Annotated in this window: 22 protein-coding genes and 1 riboswitch; of the genes, 15 read left to right on the top strand and 7 right to left on the bottom strand. The window is 46.4% G+C overall.

The annotated features are described in order from the left end of the window. Positions 1-38: 38 nt before the first annotated feature. The 3 genes from FJD32_RS01625 to ovoA form a co-directional block, all read right to left on the bottom strand. Positions 39-635, bottom strand: coding sequence for a TetR/AcrR family transcriptional regulator (locus tag FJD32_RS01625; RefSeq protein ID WP_140907482.1), 597 nt, complete (start codon positions 633-635; stop codon positions 39-41). 113 nt (positions 636-748) lie between these two features. Next, complete coding sequence (locus tag FJD32_RS01630; protein WP_037423109.1) at positions 749-1,060, bottom strand: pyrimidine/purine nucleoside phosphorylase; 312 nt, start codon at positions 1,058-1,060, stop codon at positions 749-751. Positions 1,061-1,714: 654 nt separating this feature from the next. After that, entirely contained in the window at positions 1,715-3,814 is a 2,100-nt protein-coding gene (ovoA, locus tag FJD32_RS01635) for a 5-histidylcysteine sulfoxide synthase (RefSeq protein WP_140907483.1), read from the bottom strand. 293 nt (positions 3,815-4,107) lie between these two features. On the opposite strand from ovoA, the gene FJD32_RS01640 reads away from it, so the two are divergent. Together FJD32_RS01640 and FJD32_RS01645 are read left to right on the top strand one after the other, a co-directional pair. Next, positions 4,108-5,091: a 2OG-Fe(II) oxygenase gene (locus FJD32_RS01640; protein WP_140907484.1), complete on the top strand. Its 984-nt coding sequence runs from the start codon at positions 4,108-4,110 to the stop codon at positions 5,089-5,091. A gap of 141 nt (positions 5,092-5,232) precedes the next feature. Further along, the gene (locus tag FJD32_RS01645) at positions 5,233-5,628 is read left to right on the top strand and encodes a hypothetical protein (RefSeq protein ID WP_037423116.1); all 396 of its coding nucleotides are present in this window, start codon (positions 5,233-5,235) and stop codon (positions 5,626-5,628) included. Positions 5,629-5,636: 8 nt separating this feature from the next. On the opposite strand, the gene FJD32_RS01650 is transcribed toward FJD32_RS01645, so the two are convergent. Continuing rightward, positions 5,637-5,834: a hypothetical protein gene (locus FJD32_RS01650; protein WP_099457300.1), complete on the bottom strand. Its 198-nt coding sequence runs from the start codon at positions 5,832-5,834 to the stop codon at positions 5,637-5,639. Positions 5,835-6,200: 366 nt separating this feature from the next. Here FJD32_RS01650 and FJD32_RS01655 point away from each other — a divergent pair, with 366 nt between their 5' ends. The 4 genes from FJD32_RS01655 (at position 6,201) to FJD32_RS01670 (ending at position 9,990) form a co-directional block, all read left to right on the top strand. Next, a complete protein-coding gene (locus FJD32_RS01655) occupies positions 6,201-7,040 on the top strand; it encodes a PfkB family carbohydrate kinase (protein ID WP_037423122.1) in 840 nt (279 codons plus the stop codon). Between the two features lie 309 nt (positions 7,041-7,349). After that, positions 7,350-8,807, top strand: coding sequence for a sensor domain-containing diguanylate cyclase (locus FJD32_RS01660; RefSeq protein WP_047538607.1), 1,458 nt, complete (start codon positions 7,350-7,352; stop codon positions 8,805-8,807). A 94-nt stretch (positions 8,808-8,901) separates the two neighbouring features. Continuing rightward, positions 8,902-9,594, top strand: coding sequence for an MOSC domain-containing protein (locus tag FJD32_RS01665; protein ID WP_055646892.1), 693 nt, complete (start codon positions 8,902-8,904; stop codon positions 9,592-9,594). 39 nt (positions 9,595-9,633) lie between these two features. Beyond that, positions 9,634-9,990 carry a DUF4870 domain-containing protein gene (locus FJD32_RS01670; protein ID WP_055646891.1) on the top strand — a complete coding sequence of 119 codons (357 nt, stop codon included), beginning with the start codon at positions 9,634-9,636 and terminating at the stop codon, positions 9,988-9,990. Positions 9,991-10,076: 86 nt separating this feature from the next. Here FJD32_RS01670 and FJD32_RS01675 read toward each other — a convergent pair whose 3' ends face one another. Together FJD32_RS01675 and FJD32_RS01680 are read right to left on the bottom strand one after the other, a co-directional pair. After that, a complete protein-coding gene (locus FJD32_RS01675; RefSeq protein ID WP_055646890.1) occupies positions 10,077-11,993 on the bottom strand; it encodes a methyl-accepting chemotaxis protein in 1,917 nt (638 codons plus the stop codon). Between the two features lie 303 nt (positions 11,994-12,296). After that, positions 12,297-13,946 carry an electron transfer flavoprotein-ubiquinone oxidoreductase gene (locus FJD32_RS01680; RefSeq protein ID WP_055646889.1) on the bottom strand — a complete coding sequence of 550 codons (1,650 nt, stop codon included), beginning with the start codon at positions 13,944-13,946 and terminating at the stop codon, positions 12,297-12,299. Between the two features lie 252 nt (positions 13,947-14,198). Continuing rightward, positions 14,199-14,332: riboswitch (molybdenum cofactor riboswitch) on the top strand. On the opposite strand from FJD32_RS01680, the gene moaA reads away from it, so the two are divergent. The 7 genes from moaA (at position 14,320) to FJD32_RS01715 (ending at position 19,253) form a co-directional block, all read left to right on the top strand. Further along, positions 14,320-15,300 (top strand): GTP 3',8-cyclase MoaA, encoded by a 981-nt coding sequence (gene moaA / locus FJD32_RS01685; protein WP_055646888.1) that lies wholly within the window; start codon positions 14,320-14,322, stop codon positions 15,298-15,300. Its footprint overlaps the riboswitch before it by 13 nt. A 113-nt stretch (positions 15,301-15,413) precedes the next feature. After that, the gene (gene moaC / locus FJD32_RS01690; RefSeq protein ID WP_011074083.1) at positions 15,414-15,893 is read left to right on the top strand and encodes a cyclic pyranopterin monophosphate synthase MoaC; all 480 of its coding nucleotides are present in this window, start codon (positions 15,414-15,416) and stop codon (positions 15,891-15,893) included. A gap of 19 nt (positions 15,894-15,912) precedes the next feature. After that, positions 15,913-16,164: a molybdopterin synthase sulfur carrier subunit gene (moaD, locus tag FJD32_RS01695; protein ID WP_037423143.1), complete on the top strand. Its 252-nt coding sequence runs from the start codon at positions 15,913-15,915 to the stop codon at positions 16,162-16,164. Between the two features lies 1 nt (position 16,165). Further along, positions 16,166-16,633, top strand: a complete 468-nt coding sequence (gene moaE, locus FJD32_RS01700) for a molybdopterin synthase catalytic subunit MoaE (protein ID WP_088586523.1) — start codon at positions 16,166-16,168, stop codon at positions 16,631-16,633. Between the two features lie 43 nt (positions 16,634-16,676). Next, a complete protein-coding gene (gene modA / locus FJD32_RS01705) occupies positions 16,677-17,480 on the top strand; it encodes a molybdate ABC transporter substrate-binding protein (protein WP_140907485.1) in 804 nt (267 codons plus the stop codon). An 8-nt stretch (positions 17,481-17,488) separates the two neighbouring features. Then, the gene (gene modB / locus FJD32_RS01710) at positions 17,489-18,169 is read left to right on the top strand and encodes a molybdate ABC transporter permease subunit (RefSeq protein WP_055646885.1); all 681 of its coding nucleotides are present in this window, start codon (positions 17,489-17,491) and stop codon (positions 18,167-18,169) included. Further along, a complete protein-coding gene (locus FJD32_RS01715) occupies positions 18,150-19,253 on the top strand; it encodes an ABC transporter ATP-binding protein (RefSeq protein WP_055646884.1) in 1,104 nt (367 codons plus the stop codon). The genes modB and FJD32_RS01715 overlap by 20 nt, the downstream gene beginning before the upstream one ends. Position 19,254: 1 nt before the next feature. On the opposite strand, the gene FJD32_RS01720 is transcribed toward FJD32_RS01715, so the two are convergent. Beyond that, positions 19,255-19,416: a hypothetical protein gene (locus tag FJD32_RS01720; protein ID WP_037423154.1), complete on the bottom strand. Its 162-nt coding sequence runs from the start codon at positions 19,414-19,416 to the stop codon at positions 19,255-19,257. Between the two features lie 409 nt (positions 19,417-19,825). Between FJD32_RS01720 and FJD32_RS01725 the strand changes: the two genes are divergently transcribed. Together FJD32_RS01725 and FJD32_RS01730 are read left to right on the top strand one after the other, a co-directional pair. Further along, positions 19,826-20,347: a hypothetical protein gene (locus FJD32_RS01725; RefSeq protein ID WP_037423157.1), complete on the top strand. Its 522-nt coding sequence runs from the start codon at positions 19,826-19,828 to the stop codon at positions 20,345-20,347. 48 nt (positions 20,348-20,395) lie between these two features. Continuing rightward, a complete protein-coding gene (locus FJD32_RS01730; RefSeq protein ID WP_011621087.1) occupies positions 20,396-21,073 on the top strand; it encodes a response regulator transcription factor in 678 nt (225 codons plus the stop codon). Positions 21,074-21,117: the final 44 nt, after the last annotated feature.

Raw genomic sequence — 21,117 nt, forward strand, 5'->3', positions numbered from 1 at the left:
CTGGTTGCTGATTAATTGGTGTGCCAGTGTTGCTGGCATTAACCCATGGTTTTGGTCTTTAAAATAGATTCGGTCATTGCAAGGGCGCGCTCTAAAGCTGCGCGGCTGTGGCCGAGTTTATTCATCAAACTGGCGCCGAGCCACATGTGATACAACAACTCTGCTGTTGCCTGAGCATCCTGTTCACAGATGGATTTATCGGTAATCCCCACTTGAATGCACTGGGTTAAGCGCTCAATGATGCCAGCCGACCCCTTTAAAAGCACAAGGCGCATAGCCTCAGAGAGATCGGCCACCTCAGCACTTAACTTAACGACTAGGCATTTTTGATCGATACAACCGTCCTGCTGCACGTGCAACCATCTTTGCCAGTATTGCATTTGGCGATCAAAGCCAGAGAGCTGTGGGTTGGCAAATAAGCTATCAAGCTCTGTTTGGTATTGCTCAAAATAACTGGTTAACAGTGCCTCACCGAATTGCTCTTTGGATTCAAAGTAATGGTAAAACGAGCCTTTTGGTACTTGGGCGGTCTTGAGTAATTGGGCTAACCCTAGACACGAAAAGCCTTGCTTAACGATCAGCGAGTAACCGACGTCGAGAATATGCTGACGGGTTGATTGGGTTTCTGTTTTCATGGCGCAGGAGTCTATAGCAAATTAGACCAGTCGTCTAGTGGTTGGTTTTTATACAGACGTATTATGTAAATAGAGGAATGCTCAGTTGACTAAGCATTCCATCGACTTGAACGCTATAGATAGCTGCAGCAATATTCTGCGATATCGCTATTGCGAATTTTAAAGCTGACATTGGCCGCAAGCTCAAACTGGCTGCCTTCGCTAAATATTTGCCAAGTTGAGCTATTTGGCAGTAATACCTCAAAACTGCCGCTGGTGACTTGCATGATTTCACCCTGCGAGGTGGAAAACTCGTATTCTCCAGGAAGCACTACGCCTAGGGTTTGTTTACTACCGTCACTGAAAAATACACTGCGGCTAGCGACTTTACCCTCAAAATAGATATTGGCTTTTTTGGCTACTGCTACTTGCTCAATTCGTTCCATCCCGTGCTCCAATTACTTTATGTTTATGAATATGTATGCAATTCAAAGTTATTTTAATTCTGTCGTCAATATGATTTTTTGCTCTTTAGCTGCTTAATAAATAAGATGTTGTGCACGCAGGATTTGTTTTTGGTGTAAGTGCATAAACTTTCTAAGTTATTCTATGTTATTACTCGTTGGTGCTGGCATACCCAATAAAATAATCTGGCTTAGCAACCATAGTGCAGGTGATGGCTGGATGAAGTACTTTATATTAGGTTCAAGACTTCTGATAGAGCTCCATTATGCTTCGACTTGCCTAAAGCACTTTGAACTCGTGCTGAATGAACAGATGTTTAATGCCATTGGTATTAGGGCGTGTTCACGTTTCGAGATTAGATTTTGTTCGTTCTGGCAAGCACGTGCTCGCGAAACGAGGAATGATGTCTAGTTATTCTACTGAAATATCAACACGCCCTAGTAGAGGAATACAGTGCAGTGATAAGTCTAGCCGCTTCCAGGACAGAGAGTTTATTGGGTTAGCAAATCAACTTGGTTATGGTAAGCAATATCAAAAGCAGATCCTTGCCATTGGGGCCGCGAATGTTACAGAGCTGTCTGTTATGTATCCGCCAGAAGTGATTCTCTGGCGGATTTTTTCTTAAATGTTCTCGGTTATCGTTTACGCCAGATCGTCATTTCTGAGAGGGAATGTTGGAACTTGCGTTTAGTTTCACGGATAACAAAGGGGATCTCTTTAACCGCGACTAGCTCAAATTGGCCGATCAAGGTTTCGGTCAATCCATCTAAAGTGGTGAAGTTTTCCCCTTTTACTTTGATGCCTCCGAGCCATTTCTCTTTTGGTGTGTAATCCTCAAGCCAAGTATAAGGTGATGCAATCACTAGGTAGCCACCTTGGTTAATACGTTGGCCAATACTGGTGAGGAAATGTTTGGGATCGTTCAACCTGTCGATAAGGTTTGAGGCATAAACTAAGTCGTAACCTGTGTAGATGGGCTTAAGATTACAGGCATCACCTTGCATGAAGTTGACTTTTTTGGCTTCTTCTTGGTAGCCCAGTTTAGCAAGGCTGACACTCTTAAACTCTTGTAAATCGCCCTCGGTGCGGATGGTATAGCGTTTTTCGCCTTGTTCAGTCAGCGTGTAGGCTTGTTGAATAAAACGGGCCGAAAAATCGATACCATCAACATGGTCGAACACTTTAGCTAACTCAAAGCTGGCTCGGCCCACCGAACAGCCGATGTCTAATACCTTCGCGGTATGCTCAAGTTGGATTTCGTTTAACGCCTGTTGAACGCCATTAACGCAGAAATTCGGGACGCCAAAATATTGAGCGCCATAATGGAATTCTAAATATTGAGAAATCAGTTCATCGGTTTCGTACACATTAACCTCGGCCATTTGCTCTGGGTTTTGCAGGGACTCCACATAACGAAATCCGGCATGTTGGTAGAAGTGACGGCGAAACGCGTAGCGAGAGGTTGCAATGGCTTCATTGCCCGTCGAGATCCAAGAGCCCCCTTTAATCAGGTTATGTTTACCATCGAAAGTTGGCGTTGAAAAATCATCGTAGAGTGGATGCACTGCAAAGCCATTAAAACCATCGATAGCAGTTTCGGTCCATTGCCAGACATTACCGACAATGTCGTAAAATTCATTATGTTTAAAGCGATTTACCGGACAAGAGGAAGCGTAGTAGGCCAGCGAGATATTCCCTGGTACTTCTTGCCAGTCGGGGGCATCGGTTGGAATATTTTCTCGTAAAATATACCATTCCGCCTCAGTCAGAAGGCGGATGTTGCTTTGAGTCTGGCGCGCTTTCCAATAACAAAACGCTTTAGCTTCGAGTTGATTGACTTCAACTGGCCAATTAAGGGGAAGTGGAATTTCGCTGGTAAGATTTCGTTGCCACCATTGGCCCTCATAACGGCGCCAAAAACGTGGCATCTGGGCTTGAGTGTAAGCCAGCCATGCACGACCTTCTTCATTCCAAAACTCGGGCGATTGATAGCCTCCGGCTTCAACAAAGCTTAAATATTCTTGATTACTCACTAAATACTTTGAGGCTTTAAAGTCTGCCACTTTAAAACTCTTATTGCCGTATTCGTTGTCCCAGCCGTAGGTTTCATCTTGCTCTTTTTTACCTAAAGTGATTTTTTTGCCCGCCACAGCAATCAGCTGGTTAGCGTCTATCGTTCCATAGTCTTGGCACTCAGGCCAGTGAACACTTGGGGATACTTCCTCTAAAGGCAACTGACGGATAATGACTGATGAGGTTTCTAAATGGATACGTTCATGCTCAATCCCCATCAAAATGACCCAAGCAGGGCTGTCCTGAGTGATAGGCAAGGTGATTGGCATAGTATCAATTAATTGGTTAACAACGCGATTCACCTTATCTCGATAGTCTTTAACCTCGGTGACCGTTGGCCATTGGTAGTGGGTTTCATTGAGATCGTCCCAAGACATCTCGTCAACACCAATAGCAAACATCGACTCAAAATGATCGTTGACTCTGTCCTCAAGATATTTGCCCAGTTTGAGCTTATTGATGTAGAAGGTCGCGGTGTGGCCAAAGTAAAAAATCAGCGGATGGCGTAAAGGCTCGGCTTTTAAATAATAGGCATGGTCGTGTTTTATCAACTCGAAGAGCGACTCATAGAGCGTCCAAGTTTGGTTGAAGTAGTGCTTAAGCGCTTGACGTTTTAGCGTTTCATTATCACCCGTAAGTTTGAGTGTTTGCAAAACAGGCATGTTCGATTTCTCCATAGGGCAAGCGGGTGCCATTGTTGTTGCCATGGGTTGTCAGGCTCAATACGTCACGGTTGGTTATCGGATCACTTTACCAACAAAATGTGGCAGTTATTTATCTGAGTTTTCAAGCTAACAGAAACCAAGCCTGAGATGAAACTAGGATTGTATTTTTGTACTCAAGATTGATAGAGACAAAAGACGATAAAACGATCGATTGTAAATAAAATGTTTCTTAGCAGGTTCGATTCAGTTTTAATGAGCATAGTAGGGTTGAGTTGTGAATAGGTCTTTATATGCAGCAGTTATTTGTTCAATTATTAGAAGAGCGTTATTTCAATCGTTTGCCTGAGGCGTTAGTACTTAAGTTGGCAACTGAGTCGGCTGATTTTGTGCGTTTTTGGTTAGTTCACTGCATGCGTAGCATGGTTTCTGAAAGAGAGCTGGCCATCGCTTTGTTTTTCAGTGCTGAGTGGGCGTTAGAGGAACTAGCGAGTTTAAAATCGTTTTGGGGTTCCTATGTTTTGATGGAAGATCCTCTGCAAGAGCAAGAGGTTAAAGCGAAATTTTGTTATTTCGTACCTTGGCTAAAAACGATTACGCCCCGCCACGCTGATGCGATCAGTGTGTTTGCTGCGCTATTGGCTTTTGAGCGCAAGCCGACTTCAGTCGGGAAGCAACTGCAATCGGCAACGCTGTCCCACTCACAACTCCCAGTGAATTTATTAGACGATATTAAGAGATGTTCATTGCCCCATTTGCGGCCTATTACTGTGTATGGACATCAGGGAAAGGGGAGTGTCGAAAGTGGTATCCGCAACAACATGCATTACCCCACTCCGATCCCTAATGACAATCTTGCAATGGCTTGTGTTGAAAGAGTCATTGCCAAGTTTGTAGGGGTTAAGTTGGCGTTTGCGGAACCCATAGTTGTACTTAGGTACGAGCCTGGCCAGTTCTATCAATGGCATTATGATGCAATACATGCATATACGGCTGAAATTGAAGCCGAATTGGCACGTTTTGGCCAAAGGTCAAAAACGGCTATTTTGTATCTTAATGATGATTTTGACGGAGGCGAAACGGAGTTCAAGGCACCTTATATACAAGTCAAACCTGAGACTGCCGCTATTTTGGTTTTTGACAATACGGATCAAACAGGCAAACCCATTCCTTCCTCATTGCACCGTGGCTGTGAGGTAACCGCGGGGCAAAAATGGGTTTGTACCCAGTGGTTTAGAGATAAGCCGTTTTGGTTAAGAGCGGGCTTGTTCGGCTAGCTTTATCTGTATTTGATAAAGGAATTGCCGTTTACTGGATTGCGCAAGGATAAAATTATTTTATCTTTGGGCAGTATTTTATCGGCTAAGGTTAGGGCAGAATGTTCACGTCCGTAAAATTATTATTCAGGATATAACGGGATGGCAATGAACGCATTATGGATACCCGCTTGGTATGAGCTTGATCCGTCGATCGTTGTGGGCGTGACTGAAGAGTTTTTATTTCATAAACCCGCTACCAATGAGGTATTAAGACTTTACAGCGGAGCGAATAAAACTGAAGCAGTTAAGGCTACTGGGGCAATTGCAAGCATTCACCACAAAGTCTTGGGGGATATTGAAAGTGTGGATGCGCAGGGGCTTGATTATACGATTGTTTTAAAAGATGGCCGTCGTTTATTGGTGAATGCTGAGGAAGATCCTGGCCTACTTTACGAATGGGTTGATGACAGTTGGCAACCGTCGGAGATGGTTATTCAGGATTGGCAACTTGAGGTCAAGTTTGCATCACTTTCGCCATTTAAGGCGGTTGATTAATTCTCGTGTTATTTTTCAGAGCAGTCAGGCTCACTTTGTTGAATCGACTGCTCTTCAAACAAGGTTTGTAGTAATCGATATTCATGTTGGATTTTTGCTACATAAACATCATGAAAATTCAGCTGATGAAATTCCTCTACGCATTGCCGATAACGGCGTAATTGTTCTTCGCTATCCATATCTTCATGCAGCCAGCCCATTAACATACGAATTCCTTTCGTCTTTATCCTTGGCACCAAGTTTAACCTTTTTCTAATTTAAGGCTCGCTTGAATCTTGGTGACATTTTTATGTTTTCATGAGTAAAGCTTACGTTTTTCAAGATTATTCATATTATTTATCATGTTCTTAATCGAACATCGTCTTTAACTGTTTAGCCTGAATGTGTGGTGTTGCTGAATTTGATTATGGTCAAGGTCTTACAACAAAAGCCCATTTAAGCTGACATTTGATGAATAATAGGTATTAGATACTCAGATTGTGCCACCTCGCATTTTGGTCTAGATTGGGGGCTCTTTTAGCCCCAAACGTGTCCCGGTTGGGCGTGGTATTCTCTTTCAATGGAGCCTTGTCATGGCAAATATTTTGCTGGTGGCCAACCTTAACTGTGATCGTGTGTTAATCCTTGATAAACCTTTAAAAACCGGTGGTCGCTTTCATTATCAAGATGGCGGTCAACGGCTAGGCGGCGGTGGGGCGAATACGGGGCTTGGACTTGTTTGGGCAGGTCATAGAGTTGCATTAGTCAGCCAAGTGGGTAGGGATGAAATGGGGGATTGGGCTATCGCCGAGGCTAGTACCCAAGGGCTTGATTGTCGTTTAGTGCAGCGCCGCGCAGGGAATACCTGTGAGATGCTGCTGGTGATGACTCCTGACGGTGAGCGCACCATTATCCGCCCGCAGCGGCCAGTTTTTGAGTTATCGGTTCCACCAAAATGGCAGCATTGGGATGCGTTGTATTTTAATACATCAGCGGAAGGGACTGTAAGTTGGGCTAAAACGGCACTCGATCATTGCCTTGTGATCGCGCAACTTGCCAAGGATGATAGACCACGCCCTTGCCATGTACTACTTGCTTCTATGAGTGATATGCATGGACGATGTGATGTCGCCTCTTGGGATTACGGTGTAAGCATTGGTGGGGAATCATTACGTTATTTTGTGGTGACTGATGGTGTCCGTGGCGCGAAGGTTTATACCCAAGATGATGTGCAGCATGTGCCTGCGGTGCCTGCTGAGGTTGTCGACACCACGGGTGCAGGGGATGCCTATGCTGCTGGGCTTATTCATGGACTCTGTGCTGGCAAATCTATCACTCAAGCAATGGCTGAAGGTGCTGTTTGGGCGGCTTTTGCAGTCGCAACAGACAGTTCTATTCCTGGTGAAGCTTTAAAACAGTATTTAGAAGCATAATGCTGGAAATGGGCTGCAAGTGTTGAACAATTTGGACGTCATTTTTCTGTCATCTTGGATTGATAAAGTGCGCACAGTGACGGAGAGCTCTTGTCCTTTAACGTTTGCTTGCGCTTTTCTCCCATTTTGTTGGTTCGCTTGTTTGCCTCGTTTCCCCAACGGGGCATTTTTTTACCTCGAATAATGTTATTTCGTCGAAGAACATTCATATAGCGGAAATATTGTGCGGTCATTGAGGGATTGCGTTAACATTTAGGTAACTCACCACGCTACTACAAAATAATAAGCCTACTGCTGTTGGAGTTGGAAATGGGCAATCACGTTTGGAATGATAAAAAGAAGTTTATTTGGCTACTTTCTGTGTTGTTGCTAGTTGCCTTTTTAGTGACCAGTGGTATTAGCTATAAAGTGGCCCATGACTCTTTGAGTCAGCAAATTGAAAGTAATACTTTACCTTTAACAAGCGATAATATTTATTCAGAAATTCAACAAGATCTACTACGTCCGATCTTTATTTCCTCCCTAATGGCACAGGATACCTTTGTGCGTGATTGGACATTAAACCATGAGCAAGAGCCTGAAAAGCTGATCCGTTATCTGAAAGAAATCCAGGATAAGTACGATACTGTCACCAGCTTTTTTGTTTCAGAACAGAGTCGCAACTACTACCACTCATCGGGGGTATTAAAGAAAATCCAAGATATTGAGCCTAATGATGCTTGGTATTTTCGTGTCCGTTCGTTACCAGAATCAGAACATTATGAAATTAATATCGATGCTGATACCGCTGATCGCACTAAAACAACCGTATTTGTTAACTATAAAGTTTTTGATTTTGAAGGTAAGTTTATGGGGGTTACTGGCGTTGGCCTTGCAGTTGAAAAGGTCAAGGCGCTGATTGAACTCTATCAAAAGCGTTATAACCGCCGGGTTTTTTTCACCGATAGACAGGGAAATGTCACTCTCCATGGTGATGAATATGATGGAGCTAATTCACTGCAAGCCAGCACTGGCTTGGAGCAACTATCAACGCGCATTTTAACTAGCCCAAGCGCCGCATTTAGCTATCAGCGCAACGGTAAAACGGTCTACTTAAACAGTCGATTAGTGCCTGAGTTCAAGTGGTATTTAATTGTTGAGCAAGAAGATGCTCCGCAAGAACAAGAACTGCTTAATACCTTTTGGGGGAACTTAGCCCTAAGTTTGGTCGTGACCATAGGTATTTTGTTTATTTCAAACATGACCTTAGGGCGCTATCAGCGCAAACTTGAGGTTATGGCATCAACTGACAAACTCACTGGCGCAGCTAATCGACAAGTCTTTGAAGAGTATTTCCATCAGGCATTAGACAAAGCTAATTTGTCGCAAACTCCTATTTCAGTTCTCCTTGTCGATATCGACCACTTTAAAAAAGTGAATGATAGCTATGGTCATAGTATTGGTGATTTAGTGCTCAAAACGGTCACTAACTTGCTACGTAGCCAGCTAAAACAGCAAGATATACTTTGCCGTTGGGGTGGGGAAGAGTTTTTGGTGTTATTGCCAGAGATGGATTTAAGCCATGCGGCAGAGTTGGCGGAACGTTTCCGTGATTCGATTTCTCAGCGCGAGTTGAAGGTCAATGGAGTACATATTGCAATCACAGTCAGTATTGGTGTTGCAGAATATCAAAAGCTTGAACCGGCAGAGGATTTAATAAAACGAGCCGATTTAGCTTTATATCAAGCGAAAGAAGCTGGCCGTAATCAAGTAGTGTTAAATCAGTGATACCCAGATTTTAGAGCACGCTCGATTTGTTTCGAGTATGTAATACTTAGCGTTTTTATTTGGCCCCGTGTGGCGACAATGATGGGAGTAACCAATGTCGACCTTATTGGTAAACAGATTATCGGGTTTGTATTTAGGGGCGAGCCTGCAAGACATTCGCGGCATTTCAACTGGCATTGACGGTAAAAAATCGGCGCAGCAGTTAGTGGTGAATGTCGACCATGTGGAAGGCGATGCACAGGCTGATCCTAAACATCATGGCGGACTTGACCGAGTATTGCATCATTTTCCCCGTGAGCATTATGGTCAATACCGTCGTTGGGATTTAATCACCCAACTCGAAGATGCACCGAGCATGGGTGAAAATATCAGCACGGTTGGCTTAAATGAAACCGAGGTCAATATTGGGGATGTGCTGCAAATCGGTGCCGTCACAGTGCAAGTGACTCAGCCACGCTCACCTTGCTTTAAATTGAACCTGCAATTTGGCCATAGAGACTTTGCCCTTGCCATGCAGCAGAGTCAGTTATGCGGTTGGTTTTACAGAGTATTAATCCCAGGTGTGATTCAGTTAAGCGACAAGATAGAATTAGTCGAGCGTAAAACTGATATCAGCGTTGCCGAGGCGATGGCGCTGAATTTTTCTCCTCAATATAACGCTAAAGCCTATGATAGACTCGCCTCCTGTGAAGGGCTGGCACAAAGCTGGGTGAATAGCCTACAGCGCCGCTTAGCAACGCAGCAAGTCGAAGATTGGCAAATGCGTTTGTATGGCCCAAAGAGCTAATAACTTTTATATTTCAAACAATAATACAGGGAAAGTGTCATGATAGAGTCAGTGACGAAGAGCGAGAAAGATTTTGGTTTACTGGTGTATGCCTCTAGTTTAATCGGGTATTTAGTGCCATTAGGCTCCATCCTTGGTCCGCTCATTTTGTGGCTGATGAAGCGTGAAGAGTCGGCTTTTGTCGACCAATGTGGGCGCAGCTGTCTGAACTTTAAGCTAAGCCTACTAATCTACGTGATTATCAGTGGAGTATTAGCGTTTGTAGGCATTGGATTTATCTTGCTTATCATCCTAGGCATTTTGGACTTAGTCTGTACTATCCTAGGCATAGTTAAGGCCAGTGAAGGGCAGGTTTATCGCTATCCACTGACAATCAAGTTTCTCTCCGATAACTAATCGCCTTTTAAGTTGTGTAATAAAAACGCCTTAGGGAGATCCACTAAGGCATTTTTTTTCTATATCAATATCTTTGTGTTTGACAATTACACTTTAAACTTAGCTACCAAGGTATCCAAGCGGTGGGCGAGTTGATTTAACGCTAAACTGGCCTGCGCCGCAGCTTGAGCTGTGCTCGCGGTGCGTTGGGTAATGTCGTTAATTTCGGTCACGTTACGGTTAATATCTTCGACTACGGTCGATTGCTCTTCTGTTGCCGCCGCGACTTGAATGTTCATATCACTGATAAGACCAATACGATCGCTAATGCCAACCAAAGACTGGCTAGCCTCATCAACCGCTGTGACACCTTCGTGTGAGCGAGCGCGGCTCTGTGCCATGGCATTAACTGCGCGGCTTGCTTCAGATTGCAACTTGTCGATCATACCTTGGACTTCGTTAGTAGAGGCTGCGGTACGTGATGCCAGATTACGGACTTCATCTGCTACTACGGCAAAGCCACGTCCCGCTTCACCTGCGCGTGCAGCTTCAATCGCGGCGTTGAGGGCTAATAGATTGGTTTGCTCCGAAATAGCACGGATCACATCGAGGATGCCACCGATAGATTTGGTATGAGTCGCGAGGGATTCAATCACTTCACCTACTTGTTCCACATCATGGGAGAGCTGATTGATAGTGTCACGGGCACGCGTTACCACCACTTGGCCGCTATTGGATTCTGTATCGGCATCTTTCGCGGCGACAGCGGCTTGGGCTGCATTACTGGCGATTTCATTTACGGTTGCCCCCATCTCATTGATGGCCGTTACCACCATCATAGTGCGGTCTTTTTGTTCATGACTATCTTCAAGGGTTTGCTGCGCTTGATTAGATACATCTTTCGCCGAGAGACCGAGTTGTTCACTGGTCTGCGCGACTTCAATAACAGAATCTTGGATTTTGCTAATAAAGCTATTAAATCCTTGGGCAAGTTGCGCAATTTCGTCTTCACCATTTACAGGTAAGCGTTGGCGTAAATCACCCTCACCTTCACCGATATCATGGAACATTGCTGCGACTTGGGCGATAGGGCGACTCACGGAGCCTGCTACCACAATAGCGAGCATGATAAAGGCTGCGGCAATGATTACAGTCCAAATTAAGATTTGGTAGGCCGCATCTGTCAGCAGGGCAAAGACTTCGGCCTCAGGTACTTGAGCGACTAAATACCAATCCATCGACGGGATGTAACTGCTGGCAATGAAGGTGTTTTCACCTTGGACGTCGGTATTAATAAGATTGAAATCACTACGATTGAGTAATGAACTCATGTTGGCGCCCGAGTACAAACTCTTGAGGCTGCTCTTGCCAATTTGGCTGGCGTCTGGATGTAGTTTTACCTCGCCTTTGGCATCGACTAAGTAGACAAAACCGGTTTTTTCAATCTTAAAAGAGTCGAGGAGCCGCACCATATCATCGAGGGATTTGGCGAGACCAACAAGTCCGCGACCGTTAGGTTGTTGGTAGTTGATAAAGAGTTTTATCTCGCCATTGGCTTCGGTAAATACGTTTAGCATCCGCTCTTGGCCGCTATCACGATAACCAAAAAACCACCCATCTTGGGCGGGCGTGAGTACGCGTAAAAAACCATCCTGAGTGTAATAAGCGGCGGTTTGTCTATCGGCGTAGGAGGCTTGGGCCAAATGGTATTGGCGGGTGATGTCTTTTAATTGGGCAACGACTTGGGGCTCTTGCTCCGGTGGACGGCCATTTTCAAGCCATTGCAGTAACATACGGCTGCTGGCGAGTTGTTCGGCGGCATTCATTAAGCTCGAAATATCCAGCTCAATCTTGTTGCGGATCTGCATCATTAGGCTAGGCATTTCCGACCCGAGCATACGTTGCTGAACCACATTTTTAGCACTGCGTTGGCTGAGCACGCCCACGAGTATGGTCGACAGCAGCACAGCAAATGCCACTGTCAGCAGAATTTTCTGCTTAATAGTAAGGTTATTCAATATCATAAATATCAATATGCCTGTGTTATACGTTTAGAAATATCGGTCGACGTTTTCTACCAATGACCTAGTATCGGACAGAAATGTTAAAAGTTAACCTTTGTTTAGGTCGAATGCCGAATAAAACAGCGTACAAGACATTTATTTGGCCTAACCTGTTGCTCTTGCGGTAGATCTTGTTATGTAGAGTATAGATGGAAATGAGTTGCTGATTTGAAGCATGTGATTTTTATGATGCAATTGTGGCCAAAATGTAGGGGTAAGGCAAGTAAAAAGAAGGCGCTCAATGAGCGCCTTCTTCGGTAGAGATTACATATTCGGGTAGTTTGGACCGCCGCCGCCCTCGGGCGTCACCCAAGTAATATTTTGGCTAGGATCTTTAATGTCACAGGTTTTGCAATGGATGCAGTTTTGCGCATTGATAACAAACTTCGGTTGACCCGCTTCTTCAACGATTTCGTACACGCCAGCAGGGCAGTAACGCTGGGCGGGCTCGTTAAATTGCGTCAGGTTTATCCCGAGCGGAATGCTGTTGTCTTTTAAGCGTAGATGGCAAGGCTGGTCTTCCTCATGATAGGTGCTCGACAGGTAGACTGAAGAGAGCTTATCGAAGCTGAGTTTGCCATCGGGTTTGGGGTAATCAATCTTATTGTAGGCGCTTACTGGGGCCATTTGTGCATAGTCTGGGTGTTCATCACGCAGGGTGATCGGGAACTTACCACCGAACCAGTTTTGATCTATGTAGTTAAATGCGCCGCCGAGGAAAGTGCCAAACTTGTGCATTGCTGGGCCAAAGTTGCGCGACTTATATAGCTCTTCGTGTAACCAGCTTTCTTCCAGATGGGTTTGGAAACAATCCAGATCTTTACCGCCTTCGACCTCGGCCATCATGGCTTTGGCAAGCGTTTCAGCCGCGACTATACCGCTCTTCATGGCGGTATGCGTGCCTTTAATTTTGGCAAAGTTGAGGGTTCCCGCATCGCAACCAATGAGTAAACCACCGGGGAAGCTCATTTTTGGCAGTGAGTTCAGGCCACCTTTAGTGATAGCACGTGCGCCATAGGTCAAACGCTCGCCGCCAGTTAAGTATTTAGCGATGACTGGGTGAGTCTTATAACGTTGGAACTCATCGAACGGGCTTAGATGTGGGTTCTTGTAGTTGAGGTCGATAATTAACCCCACTGCTATTTGGTTGTCTTCCATATGATAGAGGAAGCCACCACCCGAGGCGCCATCGGTTAATGGCCAGCCGCCGGTATGCACAACCTTACCTTGTTCATGTTGCTCGGCGGGCACTTTCCAGATTTCTTTAAAGCCTAGGCCGTAATGTTGTGGTGTTTTACCATTATCTAAGTGGTATTTCGCGATCAGCTGTTTGCCTAAGTGACCACGGCAGCCTTCTGAGAACACGGTATATTTGGCGTGAAGCTCCATGCCGGGCATAAAGCTGTCTTTGGGTTGGCCATCGGTGCCGACGCCCATATCGCCAATCAGGATACCCTTCACGCTGTTATCTTCATTGAAGAGTAATTCGCTGGCGGCAAAGCCGGGGAAAATTTCTACGCCGAGTTCTTCAGCACGGGTCGCGAGCCAGCGACAGAGATTACCTACGCTGACAATATAGTTGCCTTCGTTGTGCATGGTTTTCGGCACAAATGCATTGGGCATGAGTTTGCTGTCGGTAGCGGAGTTGAGTAGATAGATTTCATCGTGGGTCACGGCGGTGGTGACGGGGGCGCCTTTATCACGCCAGTCGCTGAATAGCTCGTCTAATACCCTTGGTTCGAATACGGCGCCTGATAGAATATGCGCGCCCACTTCGGAGCCTTTTTCTACCACGCAAACGGTAATTTCTTTACCTGAATCCTTTGATATCTGCATTAATCGACACGCAGTCGCCAAGCCAGCTGGGCCAGCGCCGACGATAACAACATCGAATTCCATTGATTCGCGTTCCATCAGTTCACCTTTTCCTTCGCTTATCCCCAATTTATATCGGGTGTTGTAGTTTGTTTGTAAACGGGCGTTTTATTACTAATGTCCACCTTACCTCAAAATCACCGCAGGGCACAGGGGCTAAGCAGGCTGTTTAGCCTAAAGAATGACAAATCTTTGGGTGAGCACTGTCACAGATTGTTCACGCTCACTTGAACCTGATCAAGAAATACCTGTTTAGGGGTATAGCTCGGCAATACTTTCGGCTTATAATCACAGCTGACGGTTCTCCGAGCTTGCCTACCTAAGTCAACAGATATGGGGGTGTAGCCGTGGCAATAAGGCCACTGGGGTGAGTAAAGAAATGCTCTCGCCTCCCACACTTGGAAAGGTGATCATGTCTCAATTACAAGACAATTTTGGTCGTAAATTTCATTACTTACGGATGTCAGTCACTGACGTTTGTAACTTCAAATGCAGCTATTGCCTCCCTGATGGTTATCATCCCAATGGCAAACAGCAGTTTTTATCTCTCAGTGAGATAGAAAACTTGGTGTCCGCATTTAGCCTCGTTGGTACTCAAAAAATCCGTATCACAGGCGGCGAACCCACGCTGCGTAAAGATTTTACCGATATTATTCGAGTGGTCGCTGATAATCCGCGTATTCATACTGTAGCCACTACCACTAATGGGTATAGGCTCGAGAAGCATGCCCAAGAGTGGTTCGATGCTGGTCTGCGCCGCATCAATGTGTCGGTGGATAGCTTAGATCCCAAGATGTTTTACCAGATCACCGGCGAGAATAAGTTCGACGAGGTGATGCGTGGTATCGATGCTGCATTATCAGCAGGCTTTGAGCGCGTAAAAGTCAATGCGGTATTGCTCAAAGGCATGAACGATAAAGATTTACCGCGCTTTTTGAATTGGATTAAGCACACGCCCATCGATCTGCGTTTTATTGAGTTAATGGAAACCGGCCTTGGTCGCGAGTATTTCCAAGCCCACCACTTAGCGGGTGCCGATATTAAAGCTCAGTTGCTTGCCAACGGCTGGCAATTGGATACGCCCCGTGCCGATGATGGCCCTGCGCAAAACTTCAGCCACAGTGACTTTAAGGGCCGTATCGGCTTGATCATGCCCTACGCCACTAACTTCTGCGTGAGCTGTAATCGCTTGCGGGTCTCGGCCAAAGGTAAGTTGCACTTGTGCCTGTTTACCGAGTCCGGTATTGATTTGCGTGATCTACTACAACACCCGAGTCAGCAAGCGGAATTAATCGAGCGGTTACACGGTCAACTGGCACAGAAGAAAGAAACCCATTATCTGCATCAGGGCATTACTGGCGTAACTCAGCATTTGGCCTCGATTGGCGGTTAATCTAACTTAGGTTTTAGTCTGCTTATCGCGTTATCTTTCATTTAGTTAGGTTTTGCGATTGCGCTCAATTTCCCACATGCTTGAATTTAGCAGTAGTTTAAAGGATCGCTTCAATGAGCAATGTATTTACCCATATTAACGCCGACGGCAATGCCCATATGGTCGATGTGACCGAGAAAGCCGTGACCGAGCGCGAGGCCCGTGCCGAAGCCTTTATCGAGATGGCGAGCACGACCCTCGAGATGATCATGAGCGGCAGCCACCATAAGGGCGATGTGTTTGCCACCGCGCGTATCGCGGGGATCCAGGCGGCGAAAAAGACTTCAGATTTAATTCCGTTATGCCATCCACTAATGCTAACCAAGGTCGAAGTCGAGCTTGAGGCTCAGCCTGAGCACAATCGTGTGCGCATCACTAGTCTGTGTAAATTGTCCGGCAAAACCGGTGTCGAAATGGAGGCGCTCACGGCGGCCTCTGTCGCAGCGCTGACGATTTACGATATGTGCAAAGCCGTGCAGAAAGACATGGTGATTTCACAGGTGCGCCTGCTCGAAAAACGCGGCGGCAAGTCGGGACACTTTAAAGCTGAATAACGTAAAGCGAGATAAGAATATGATTAACGTGTTGTTTTTTGCCCAAGTTCGTGAGCTTTTAGGGACGGCACAACTGAGTGTTGAAGCGAGCGAGCAGACACAAACCGCAGAAGGATTGCGGGCAACTTTAGCGGCTAAAGATGATAAATGGGCCAAAGTGTTAGCCTCGGACAAATTACTGGTGGCGGTAAATCAAACCATCAGTCAGTGGGATACCCAAGTGAGTGATGGTGATGAAGTCGCCTTCTTCCCACCTGTGACCGGAGGTTGATATGCGTTTACTGCCGAATGTACGGGTGCAAACTGTTGATTTTAATGTGGCCGATGAATACCACCAATTAGCCCAAGATAATAGTGATGGCGCGGTTGTGACTTTTGTTGGCAAAGTGCGCGACTTTAACGATGGTTCAGTGGTGACTGACCTGACTTTAGAGCACTATCCCGGTATGACGGAGCGTGTTCTTGAGCAAATCGTTGCCGAGGCGCGTGAGCGTTGGCCGCTCAATAACGTTACGGTTATCCACCGTGTCGGCACGATGGCGCTGGGTGAGCAAATTGTGTTTATTGGTGTCACCAGCGCTCATCGCAAAGCGGCCTTTGCGGCCTGCGAATTCTTAATCGACTTTTTGAAGACCAAAGCCCCTTTCTGGAAATTAGAAGCAGGGGACAAGGGCAAGAATTGGGTCGAGGCCAAGGATGCCGACGAGCAAGCGGCGCAAGTGTGGCAACACAAAGACTAACGTAAGACTGAGCTAGCAGCAGGCGAGACTGAGAGGTGAGTTTATGCACGGTGTGACAGGGTTAGGCAAAATCTGGGGTCTAGTATTTTCTCTAGTATTGTCGTTCTGTGTTGCTTTGATGCCTACCGTTAGCCGCGCCGAGACAGTGCCTGCGATTGCGGCCGCCGCCAATATCAAGTTTGCCCTCGATGATATTGTTAAAAACTTTAGCGCCGAAACTGGGCTCAAGGTGCGAGTCTCCTACGGCTCATCGGGTAATTTTGTCGCGCAAATTCAACATGGTGCGCCATTTGAAATGTTGCTCAGCGCCGATGAGCGTTATATCCATGAGCTGCAAAAAGCGGGCTTTACCCGCGATGAAGGCGTGCAATACGCAGTGGGTCGCCTAGCCTTAGTCGCCCCAAACAAGTCCCCTTTAACCTTGGATACTGAACTTAACGGCGTAAAAGCCCTACTCGCCACGGGTAAGTTGGAGCGCTTTGCGATTGCTAATCCTGAGCATGCGCCCTATGGCGAACGCGCCCGCGAACTCTTACAAAAACTAGGCTTGTGGGATGGTCTACAAACCAAGCTAATCCTAGGTGAAAATGCCTCCCAAGCGGCGCAATTTGCCGTGAGTGGCTCCACTCAAGGCGGTATTATTCCGTTATCGCTTGCCTTAGCGCCACAGTTTAAAGCATTAGGCCAAGCAATTGCTTTACCCGAAGATCTTCACGGCCCACTTTATCAGCGTATGGCGTTAACGCCTAAAGCGGGGGTAACTGCCGAACGTTTTTACCTCTATCTTCAATCTGATGCCGCCAGAGTCGTATTCCTGCAATACGGATTTGGTCTACCCGCTCGGTAAGGCTAGACATGGATTGGCAGGCGCTTTGGTTATCGATCAAACTCAGTAGCATCACAGTCTTGGTGCTGATCCCCCTATCGATTCTTGCTGGGCGCGCCTTGGCTTATCGGCAGTTTATCGGTAAGTCTTGGGTTGAGGCGCTCATCATGGTGCCCTTAGTCTTACCGCCGACAGTGATTGGTTATTACTTGCTGGTGGGGCTTGGCAGCCAAAGCTGGTTAGGGCAGTGGTTAGAGCATCTGACTGGGCAGCAGTTAGTGTTTCATTTCTCGGGGTTAGTGCTGGCATCCGTGCTGGTCAATATTCCCTTTGCGTTGCAACCGATACAACGTGCCTTTGAGGCAGTTCCCCATGATGTGCGCGATGCTGCAGCCTGTTGCGGCATGAGCAAACTTAAAATTCTACTTAAAATTGAATTGCCTATGGTCTGGCCGGGGGTGTTGACCGCCATAGTGCTGTGTTTCTCCCATGTGCTGGGTGAGTTTGGGGTGGTGCTGATGATGGGCGGCAATATCGCTGGCGAAACCAAGACGATATCGATCTCCATTTATGACAGCGTGCAGGCCTTCGATTTTGGCGCAGCAGGTACTATGTCTCTGGTATTGCTGTTATTTGCGATTACCGCATTGGCTCTAACTACCAGTTTGTCACGGCGTTTAGGAGGTCAGGGTGGCGCAAATCATCGCTGATCTGCATTGCCAGATCCAAAACCATAAGCATATTAAACTGAGCGCCGAATTTAGCTGTAAGGCGGGTGAGGTGTTAGCGGTCGTAGGGCCTTCGGGCGGCGGTAAGACGACGTTACTGCGGATGATCGCAGGGCTGAATCATCCCGACACGGGCAGTATTGTGTTTGGTGAAACGCCATGGTTTGACCATCAAAGTCGCACCGCGCTAACGCCGCAGCAGCGCCATATTGGCTATATGCCACAGCATTTTGGCTTATTTCCCAATCTTACCGCGCTCGAGAACGTGGTTGCAGGGCTTGACCATATTCCCAAGTCGGAGCGAGTTGCTAGGGCGAAGGATTGGTTAGAACGGGTTAATTTACATGGTTTGCCCGATAGACTGCCTATGAACCTCTCCGGTGGTCAACGCCAGCGGGTTGCGCTTGCTCGCGCCCTTGCCCGTGAACCTTCAGTGCTACTGCTCGATGAGCCATTTTCAGCGGTGGACAGAGAAACTCGTGAGCGTTTGTATCTCGAACTTGCTCGACTCAAAGAGCAACTGCTTTGCCCAGTGATTATGGTGACCCACGATTTAAACGAAGCACTGCTGCTGGCCGATTCGATGATCTTGATTAGCCAAGGCCAGATGTTACAGCAGGGTGCGCCGTTTGAGGTGTTATCGCGGCCACGTAACGAGGCTGTTGCGCGGCAGATGGGCTTAAGGAATATTTTCGATGGCGAAGTGATGTTCCAAGACCGCACTAAAGACATCACCTGGCTCAAATTTGGTGAGCAGCTGATTGCCAGCGATTTTGGCAAAGACCGCAGTGTTGGCAGTAAAGTTCGCTGGGTCATCCCCAATCAGGGTATTCGATTTAACGCCATTTCAAATGGACGTTTATGCCGTAGTTTTAATAAGTTAGATGTGACAATCGACTCTTTACTTGTGATGGGCGAGTCAGTGCGGGTAGTCTGTTATGCTACCGGGACTAAACTACAGCTTAATACGGAAGTGTCATTTCATCTCGCACAGAAGCTTGGCCTAACCAAGGGGATGCAAACCACGGTTGCGCTCAAATCTGAGCAAATTCATATTTTAGAATAAGTTAATGACGTTTTTTACCGAGTAATCCCATCCAAAATGTTCCTTCCAACAGCATACCTAAGATTATAAACGTCACAGCGCTTGTGGCGCTGCCATAGGCGTAGGCGCTTAATGCTCCAAGCAGTAGCAAACTTAAGCTAATCCAGCGTGTAATTGGTTTCATATGCACTCCGATTTAAATGGCCGTTTAGTTGACTCTAGAACAACGGGATTGCATTGCCAATCGTACTTTTTGACGACACAGATGCGCTAAAATACCAGCTGAAATTCAATTAGTGTGATTTTAAATGGCTAAATGATGGGTTTTTACGGTAAATGTCATGCTTCAAAATCCCCAGATGATCAAAGCTTAATCTTGTTTCCATCGGTGTTTCAGTCGCTATTAGGTAAACTGAATGCATTCGTCAGTGTTTGCTGAGTTTGAATCAAGTGGATTGAGCAATTCACATGAGTGATGAACTAGGCGCCATCATGGGCAAACAGGGATAAAAGCGATGGGATTTTAGTACGCCATCGACATCTAACTGATTGTCTCATAAGATACAAACTTAGCCGATTTTTATGGAGGAACCATGAGACTATGGTTGCTAGGATTCATGTTGGTATCTGGGATTGCCACCGCAGCCCAGAGCATGTATTCGATGCTTTCGAGCGGTGAGTATCAGCCGCCGTTAAGCGTGATGCAGCAAATTGAGAAGGAGTTTCCTGGCGTGATTGCCGAGTTTGAAATGGAAATGCAGGAAGGCGAGTTGGTCTACCAGTTTGAGTTGATTAATCCGCTGGCGAATGCAATTACCCGTTTCGAATATCGGGCGCGAGATGGTAAGTTATTGAAACAAAAAGCGGGTAAAGTCACAGCCGATGATGTCGGCGAGGTGGAAGCCGCACGCCTTATCAACACTAAGCATCAAACCTTCTCCGGCATTATTGCAATGGCGACTCAGGATCATAAGGCCTTTCTGACCGATGCTAAATTAGACCATGACTTAGGTATCAGTTACTTAGAGTTAAAGTTGCTGGACGATACAGGCAAGTATAAATTGGCATTCGATATTGAAAATTTACGACAGTTACCTTTACTTAAGTGGGATTAGCACGCTGAGTATTACCGCTAAGTGAAGACAGGGGAGCGCAGCATACAGATGAAAATACTTTTAGTTGAAGATGATGCGACAACGATCGACTACATCGTTAAAGGATTTCTTGAGCAGGGACATAATATTGAGACCGCCAGCGATGGTCATCAAGGTCTGCTGCAAGCCACGAGTGGTCAGTACGACCTCTTGATTCTCGACCGCATGTTGCCCCAACTCGATGGGTTGAAATTGCTGGCCGCCCTTAGAGCAACTGGCAACCAAACTCCAGTGCTTATCCTGTCGGCGCTGGCCCATGTGGATGAAAGGGTAAAAGGTCTGCGTGCGGGTGGCGATGATTATATGACTAAGCCCTTTGCCTTTTCGGAGCTGCTTGTACGTGCCGAAAAGTTGATGCAACGGGGCCAATCCGTACCTATTACCACAGATCTGGTGGTCGGCGGCTTAAAAATGGAGCTGCTAACACGCAACGTGACCTTAGATGGCCACGATTTAATGCTGCAACCCAAAGAATTCCAATTGCTTAAGTATCTGATGGAACACGCTAATCAGGTTATTAGTCGGACGCTATTATTTGAAGCAGTGTGGGATTATCACTTTGATCCCCGTACTAATGTGATCGACGTGCATATCGCCAAGTTACGTCGCAAGTTTGAAGAGTTAGGCCACGGTGAATTGATTGAAACCGTAAGGGGAGCTGGTTATCGCTTACGCCAAAGGCATTAAGCCTTACCAAAGCAGCGCCTGGCGCATCACTATTATCTTCTCGA

It is taken from the genome of Shewanella sp. LC6 (genome assembly GCF_006385735.2).
Lineage (GTDB): Bacteria > Pseudomonadota > Gammaproteobacteria > Enterobacterales > Shewanellaceae > Shewanella > Shewanella xiamenensis.

Bases quoted from the DNA above. Each gene is read 5' to 3' on its own strand.
- FJD32_RS01625 (WP_140907482.1), bottom strand. From the start codon at position 635: ATGAAAACAGAAACCCAATCAACCCGTCAGCATATTCTCGACGTCGGT.
- FJD32_RS01630 (WP_037423109.1), bottom strand. From the start codon at position 1,060: ATGGAACGAATTGAGCAAGTAGCAGTAGCCAAAAAAGCCAATATCTAT.
- ovoA (WP_140907483.1), bottom strand. From the start codon at position 3,814: ATGCCTGTTTTGCAAACACTCAAACTTACGGGTGATAATGAAACGCTA.
- FJD32_RS01640 (WP_140907484.1), top strand. From the start codon at position 4,108: ATGCAGCAGTTATTTGTTCAATTATTAGAAGAGCGTTATTTCAATCGT.
- FJD32_RS01645 (WP_037423116.1), top strand. From the start codon at position 5,233: ATGGCAATGAACGCATTATGGATACCCGCTTGGTATGAGCTTGATCCG.
- FJD32_RS01650 (WP_099457300.1), bottom strand. From the start codon at position 5,834: ATGTTAATGGGCTGGCTGCATGAAGATATGGATAGCGAAGAACAATTA.
- FJD32_RS01655 (WP_037423122.1), top strand. From the start codon at position 6,201: ATGGCAAATATTTTGCTGGTGGCCAACCTTAACTGTGATCGTGTGTTA.
- FJD32_RS01660 (WP_047538607.1), top strand. From the start codon at position 7,350: ATGGGCAATCACGTTTGGAATGATAAAAAGAAGTTTATTTGGCTACTT.
- FJD32_RS01665 (WP_055646892.1), top strand. From the start codon at position 8,902: ATGTCGACCTTATTGGTAAACAGATTATCGGGTTTGTATTTAGGGGCG.
- FJD32_RS01670 (WP_055646891.1), top strand. From the start codon at position 9,634: ATGATAGAGTCAGTGACGAAGAGCGAGAAAGATTTTGGTTTACTGGTG.
- FJD32_RS01675 (WP_055646890.1), bottom strand. From the start codon at position 11,993: ATGATATTGAATAACCTTACTATTAAGCAGAAAATTCTGCTGACAGTG.
- FJD32_RS01680 (WP_055646889.1), bottom strand. From the start codon at position 13,946: ATGGAACGCGAATCAATGGAATTCGATGTTGTTATCGTCGGCGCTGGC.
- moaA (WP_055646888.1), top strand. From the start codon at position 14,320: ATGTCTCAATTACAAGACAATTTTGGTCGTAAATTTCATTACTTACGG.
- moaC (WP_011074083.1), top strand. From the start codon at position 15,414: ATGAGCAATGTATTTACCCATATTAACGCCGACGGCAATGCCCATATG.
- moaD (WP_037423143.1), top strand. From the start codon at position 15,913: ATGATTAACGTGTTGTTTTTTGCCCAAGTTCGTGAGCTTTTAGGGACG.
- moaE (WP_088586523.1), top strand. From the start codon at position 16,166: ATGCGTTTACTGCCGAATGTACGGGTGCAAACTGTTGATTTTAATGTG.
- modA (WP_140907485.1), top strand. From the start codon at position 16,677: ATGCACGGTGTGACAGGGTTAGGCAAAATCTGGGGTCTAGTATTTTCT.
- modB (WP_055646885.1), top strand. From the start codon at position 17,489: ATGGATTGGCAGGCGCTTTGGTTATCGATCAAACTCAGTAGCATCACA.
- FJD32_RS01720 (WP_037423154.1), bottom strand. From the start codon at position 19,416: ATGAAACCAATTACACGCTGGATTAGCTTAAGTTTGCTACTGCTTGGA.
- FJD32_RS01725 (WP_037423157.1), top strand. From the start codon at position 19,826: ATGAGACTATGGTTGCTAGGATTCATGTTGGTATCTGGGATTGCCACC.
- FJD32_RS01730 (WP_011621087.1), top strand. From the start codon at position 20,396: ATGAAAATACTTTTAGTTGAAGATGATGCGACAACGATCGACTACATC.